This is a genomic window from bacterium (assembly GCA_040755795.1).
Classification (GTDB): Bacteria; UBA9089; CG2-30-40-21; order CG2-30-40-21; family SBAY01; genus JBFLXS01.
On the sequence record JBFLXS010000272.1, the window covers coordinates 1 to 5459 of the forward strand.

A 5459-nucleotide genomic window follows, 5' to 3' on the forward strand; every position below is an offset into this window, starting at 1 on the left:
AGGAATTGAATAAAAGAATAAACCTTTGTGTTCTTTGTGGCTTTGTGTGAGAAAATAAAAAGGAGATATTTTACGATCAAACCGTGAATGTGGAATGCACAATAATTCGGTGAGGCAGAGGAAAAGGGAAAGACAGCGAATCAAAGCTTTTGTCTAACCCTGCGTTGCAGTTGACGGCGGGGGACTGTGCCGTGGTCAGAGTTTTGTGGTCTCTCAAAGTTTTATCTTGCTATCAAACTTTAGTAGTAATTCTCCCCGCCGCCGCTGAACTCATCGTTAGCCAAGGCTATAGGTAAGCACATGGTGAAAGGCATGATTTTGATATGCTTCTGTTCGTTTATGGTCCATATATGAATCCTGGATATCTTCGGGAAAAAGGCATCACAATCCTGGAGGCAAGAAGAGCCATTCTGAGAGACTACGACATATGCTTCTCTACGCAAACTGGGGACTGGAAGCATGCTATGATTGATCTCAAAGAATCCCAGGGAAAGAAGGTGGAGGGAGTTCTCTACAAAATCACAGATGAGGCAATGGGCATCTTTGATGTTCATGAAAAGCTCGCTCAGAAGAAACATAGAAGAATTGAAGTCTATGTCCAAACAGATGAAGGTACACTTCTCAGAGCATTTACCTTCGTGAACTCAGTCAAAGAAGGAGAGTTTATCCCTTCAGTGGAGTATTTGAGATTCATTGCTGAAGGGGCTGAGTTGCACAGTATATCAAAGGAATACATCGAGCACATATTAAGCTTTGGGTATGCACATCATAAAGGGTAGACTTATTTATTGACAGAAATGCATAGAAAATCAATGGCTAACGAATTCGTGAAGCAGAATGAGTGGGAACATGTAGTGGTGTTTACTTTATCTCCTTGGCCACATGTCGCTTACGATTGCGTTAGCCTTTCGAAAGGATGAACAAATCGTGTCAATTATCGAGAAAATCCGTCAAAAGGTGCGAAATCGCGATTATTATTTATCCGCACACGCGGAAGAGGAAATGGCTGAGGATAGTTTTGAACGGCGAGATGTGGAAAATGTCATCCTTCAAGGTTTCATTCAGAAAAAGTTGACACACGATACAAGAGGAACAAGATATCGAGTCGAGGGGCCTGCCATGGACGGAAGGTTCCTGCATGTGCTTTGTCGTTTCAAAGAAACGGGACCGCTCATCATTATTACAGTTTACGAAAAGGAGTCATGGGAATGAAATGTGAGTTTTGCAATTCCGAGACAACTCGGAAGAAGGTCAGGAAACCCCATTGGTTCAAGGGGAATCTCTACATCATAGAAGATGTTGAGGCACAAGTCTGTAAAGAGTGTGGTGAGAGATACTTCCATGCTACTACCATGGATGAGATAGACAGGAAGATATCAGGTCATCATCAGATCAAAGAAATGCTCTCGGTTGAAGTAGTTTTGGCATAGGAAACGAAACGCTAACCAATCGTTGCAGTTGACGGCGGGGGACTGTGCCGTGGTCAGAGTTTTGTAGTCTCTCAAAGTTTTATCTTGCTATCAAACTTTAGTGGTAATTCTCCCCGCCGCACCTGAACTTTATCGTTAGACTTCTCAAACGCAGGAGGTGAAAACTTTGAAAAATGTTTATAAAGGTATAGCTGAAGATGATGTTATCCGTCTTGAGAGACGGATAGGACTTCCTATGGGAACACAAATCCTTGTTATAGTAAAAACATTTTGCAAGGATGAACAAAAAGAAATAAAGGATAGACAAATAAAACTGCTTGAGCAAGGGTTTTATCTTGGGAAAAAATTATATTCAAAACGAGAGGAACTATATGACAGATAAGCTCATCGATACGAACATTCTTGTATATGCTTATGATACCTCTGAAGGAATAAAACATGAGGCATCAAAGAACCTTTTGAAACAGATATGGGAAGCAGGTGGAGGAATTGTCTGTGTGCAAAATATGATGGAATTCTTTGTTGTTATTACCCAAAAAGTTGAGAACCCTATTGATGTTAAAGAAGCAAAAACTATCGTAGAAGATATTCTTAAATCAGATAATTGGAAGATTATTGATAGGGATGTAGATACATTTTTAAGTGCTATTGATCTTGTTTCTAAATATAATATTCATTTATGGGATGCTGTCATCGCAGCTTGTATGAAGGAGAATGGGATCATTGAAATTGTAACAGAGAACAAAGCAGATTTTGAAAAGATTCCAGACATAAGGGTTATTATTCCATTCTGAATGTTTTAAAAGAGTAAGTTCCCATATTTCCCTACCTCAAAATGGGTTAGGCTCTAATTCCACGATCTCGAGTCGCCGAACCATTTTTGGTCAAAAAAATGGCAAATTTGACATTTTCCGTAACCCGGTGTAATTCAAAAGGTTACCTTAATCTGAGCCCAAGGTAGCGGAAAATGGGAATTTGGTGAGGCAGAGGAAAAGGAAAAGACAGCGAATGAGAGCTTTTGTCTAACCCTGCGTTGCAGTTGACGACGGAGGACTGTGCCGTGGTCAGAGTTTTGTGGTCTCTCAAAGTTTTATCTTGCTATCGAACTTTTGTGGTAATTCTCCCCGCCGCACCTGAACTTTATCGTTAGGTATTGAAATAAGGGAAATGGAAAAGATGTTGACATCAAAAAAGCAATCAGAAAAATCTCATCAAAGAATTAACTAAAGCGTCTTCTTTTTTGGGTATCTTTAGTAGATTATGCCTTTTTATGTTGACAGGAAGGGGAATTTAGAGTAAAATAGAAATGGAGGTGGAAATAGATGCTGGCAGTTAAAGGAATTTATGATGGAAGTACTGTTCAACTTTTAGAACAGATTGATCTAAAGAAAACATATTATGTGGCGGTAACATTCCTGGAACCTTTCCATCGAAAAGACTTAGATGAACGAAAGAGAAAATTGCTTTCTTTATGTGGAAGTTGGAAAGACAATCGTAGTCCGGAAGAAATTATAAGAGATATTCATAAGTCCAGAAAGGATTCAGATCGCCTGGAGAATGGATTATGAATTATTTACTGGATACAGATACCTATGTTTATTACCTTAATGAGAACGAGAATATTCGACAGAAATTTCTTGAATTAGAACCTACGCAGATATTTATCTCTATACCCACTATATCGGAATTATACTTTGGTGCCTATAATTCGCAGCGGATTGAATCAAATATCCAGAAGATCAAGAAACTTCTGAAGAGTATTGAAATTGCTTCTTCTTCTCTCAAAGTAGCTGAACATTTTGGCAAGATTAAAGCCAATCTCAAAAAGGAAGGTGCGATTATTTCAGATTTCGATATTCTAATAGCCAGCTATGCTATGGCAAACGATTTGACATTAGTTACCAATAACGAGGAACACTTTAATCGTATACAAAACCTTAAGGTAGAAAATTGGCTTGAGTAGGGGAATTAGCTGAAGGAAGAATTGTGGCCAAGAATTAGCAAAGGAGCAAGTAGGATTGCAGATTGACAGGCTGTTGAAATGAAGCATGGATTTGAGGTATGTTCTCTTTCGCTCATTTTATGCGGGATTTGAGGAGAAAGAGAAGTAATCTTAAACTTTATATTGTGGGGTCAAAGAAAAAACTAAAGATTTTAGAAAAAGAAGTCGAGGATACCTATAGGAGATATTAGGGGCAAACCGTGAATGTGGAATGCATAATAATTCGGTGAGATAGAAGAAAAGAAAAAGATGGTGAAATGGAACTTTTTCCTAACCAAACGTTGCAGCGGACGGCGGGGGACTATGCCGTGATTGAAAGTTTTGTAATATTTCAAGGGGTAATTGTGCTAATAAAGTTTAGTGGCAATTCTCCCCGCCGCCGCTGAAGTCAGCGTTAGCCGCCATCGTGTAGCTTTTGTAGTAACCGAAGGGAGAATAAGAACAGATGAATACGGTTCTTTCCATATTGCTTTTTGTTGTCGGACTTGCGATGGTTGTCTACTTTGCGGAGAAACTTGTCAAAGGAGCGGTCGGGACATCTTTAGGCTTTGGAATTTCGACTTTCCTGGTCAGCGTTATCTTTATCGGCTTCGACCCCGAAAATCTCGCTTTGGGAGCAGTGGCTTCTTTTGAAGGAGTAGCGGGCATCGCCTTGGGTTCCATTATCGGCGCGGCGATGGTTGTTATTGCGCTCGCTTTTGGAATAACGGCTCTGCTTGCTCCAATGGAATTTGGACAAGCGCCGAAACAAGTGCTTGCTGTGCCTATCCTGGCAGTGCTTCTACTGGGTATTTTGGGATTGGATGGTCAGCTCTCGCGCGTAGATGGAGCAGTTTTGCTCCTGGGGTTTGTTCTGTCCATTCTCCTTCTCCTGAGATTGAGTAAAAGGGGACTCGATATCAGACCTACTGGAGAAGTGGCTGAGACTCTCGAAGAAGCTGAAGAACTCAGCAGATGGAAATCGTTTGGCTTTTTCCTCATCTCGCTTGCGGCAATCATCGTTGGCAGTGAAATGCTGGTCGCCGGTTCTGAGACTATCATTGCAAGCCTTGGTCTCTCCGAAACGGTCTTTGGAATGACTATCTTGGCATTACTGGTGAGTATTGAAGAGTTGGCAAGAGAATTACCAGCCGCGTTGAAGGGAAGACCAGAGATAAGTTTCGGAAATGTGGCTGGTTCTATCCTGGCTTTCTTTTTGTTCAATGCAGGGATCATTGCCTGGGTGCAACCTGTTCCAGTAAGCGATCAGGTTTTGAGATTCTATCTTCCTTTGTGCTTAATCACACTCATTGTGGTGTCACTATTTATGATGCGTAAGAAGGTTCCTCGCTGGGCAGGGGCGGTGCTCATAACTCTCTATTTGGTTTTCTTTGCTGGTGGATATATTACTTAAGGTAGTATTGGGGTCAGATCGTGAATGTGGAATGTGGAATGCACAATAATTCAGTAAGCCAGAAAAAAAGAAAAATACGGCGAAGTGAAACTTTTGCTAACCAGTCGTTGCAGCGGACACCGGGGGGTAACTGCTTTTCAAAAGTTTGAGGTTTATTAAAATTTTGTCTTGCTTACAAAGTTTAGTGGTAATTCTCCCCGCCGCACCTGAACTTTATCGTTAGACTAACCACAAAAAAGGTAGAATTACACAAAATGAAAAGATACATTTTTATTGTCGTAATATTAATAATTATTTTATGGGCGATAGGTGGATTAGCTGTATGGTTATTTTTACCAAATTGGTCCATTCGTGGTACCTTCGGTGATATGTTTGGATTTATCAATTCTCTTTTTTCTGGATTAGCGTTAGCTGGAGTGATTATTACAATACTTCTCCAGAAAACTGAACTTGAACTGCAAAGACACGAATTAGAAATGACTAGTGCTCCGTCGCTGATAATTTGACAGATTGTTTTTCTACCTGTCATTCCCGCGCAAGCGGGAATCCAAATTTTAGTAAGCGTTCAGGTGGTGTAACAAAAGGAGATGTGGAGATTAAGGAGATAGGGAGATATTATTAAAAAAATTGAAAT

9 protein-coding genes are annotated in these 5459 nt (G+C 40.4%); all 9 read left to right on the forward strand.

Annotation, left to right across the window (positions count from 1 at the left end; translation table 11 throughout):
• The first annotated feature begins 323 nt into the window (after nucleotides 1-323).
• Nucleotides 324-779 (forward strand): gamma-glutamylcyclotransferase, encoded by a 456-nt coding sequence (locus AB1414_14500; GenBank protein MEW6608632.1) that lies wholly within the window; start codon nucleotides 324-326, stop codon nucleotides 777-779.
• A gap of 148 nt (nucleotides 780-927) precedes the next feature.
• Nucleotides 928-1212 (forward strand): DUF4258 domain-containing protein, encoded by a 285-nt coding sequence (locus tag AB1414_14505; GenBank protein ID MEW6608633.1) that lies wholly within the window; start codon nucleotides 928-930, stop codon nucleotides 1210-1212.
• Nucleotides 1209-1430, forward strand: coding sequence for a YgiT-type zinc finger protein (locus AB1414_14510; protein MEW6608634.1), 222 nt, complete (start codon nucleotides 1209-1211; stop codon nucleotides 1428-1430). The genes AB1414_14505 and AB1414_14510 overlap by 4 nt, the downstream gene beginning before the upstream one ends.
• Before the next feature lie 166 nt (nucleotides 1431-1596).
• The gene (locus AB1414_14515) at nucleotides 1597-1812 is read left to right on the forward strand and encodes a hypothetical protein (protein MEW6608635.1); all 216 of its coding nucleotides are present in this window, start codon (nucleotides 1597-1599) and stop codon (nucleotides 1810-1812) included.
• Nucleotides 1802-2224, forward strand: coding sequence for a PIN domain-containing protein (locus tag AB1414_14520; protein ID MEW6608636.1), 423 nt, complete (start codon nucleotides 1802-1804; stop codon nucleotides 2222-2224). Before AB1414_14515 ends, AB1414_14520 begins: the two co-directional genes overlap by 11 nt.
• 528 nt (nucleotides 2225-2752) lie before the next feature.
• The gene (locus AB1414_14525; protein ID MEW6608637.1) at nucleotides 2753-2998 is read left to right on the forward strand and encodes a hypothetical protein; all 246 of its coding nucleotides are present in this window, start codon (nucleotides 2753-2755) and stop codon (nucleotides 2996-2998) included.
• Nucleotides 2995-3393: a PIN domain-containing protein gene (locus AB1414_14530; GenBank protein MEW6608638.1), complete on the forward strand. Its 399-nt coding sequence runs from the start codon at nucleotides 2995-2997 to the stop codon at nucleotides 3391-3393. The genes AB1414_14525 and AB1414_14530 overlap by 4 nt, the downstream gene beginning before the upstream one ends.
• Before the next feature lie 484 nt (nucleotides 3394-3877).
• Nucleotides 3878-4825 carry a sodium:calcium antiporter gene (locus AB1414_14535; GenBank protein MEW6608639.1) on the forward strand — a complete coding sequence of 316 codons (948 nt, stop codon included), beginning with the start codon at nucleotides 3878-3880 and terminating at the stop codon, nucleotides 4823-4825.
• Between the two features lie 254 nt (nucleotides 4826-5079).
• Complete coding sequence (locus AB1414_14540) at nucleotides 5080-5331, forward strand: hypothetical protein (protein MEW6608640.1); 252 nt, start codon at nucleotides 5080-5082, stop codon at nucleotides 5329-5331.
• Nucleotides 5332-5459 lie beyond the last annotated feature (128 nt).

Coding starts and splice junctions, on each gene's coding strand:
- AB1414_14500 (MEW6608632.1), top strand. CDS start 324: ATGCTTCTGTTCGTTTATGGTCCATATATGAATCCTGGATATCTTCGG.
- AB1414_14510 (MEW6608634.1), top strand. CDS start 1,209: ATGAAATGTGAGTTTTGCAATTCCGAGACAACTCGGAAGAAGGTCAGG.
- AB1414_14520 (MEW6608636.1), top strand. CDS start 1,802: ATGACAGATAAGCTCATCGATACGAACATTCTTGTATATGCTTATGAT.
- AB1414_14525 (MEW6608637.1), top strand. CDS start 2,753: ATGCTGGCAGTTAAAGGAATTTATGATGGAAGTACTGTTCAACTTTTA.
- AB1414_14530 (MEW6608638.1), top strand. CDS start 2,995: ATGAATTATTTACTGGATACAGATACCTATGTTTATTACCTTAATGAG.
- AB1414_14535 (MEW6608639.1), top strand. CDS start 3,878: ATGAATACGGTTCTTTCCATATTGCTTTTTGTTGTCGGACTTGCGATG.
- AB1414_14540 (MEW6608640.1), top strand. CDS start 5,080: ATGAAAAGATACATTTTTATTGTCGTAATATTAATAATTATTTTATGG.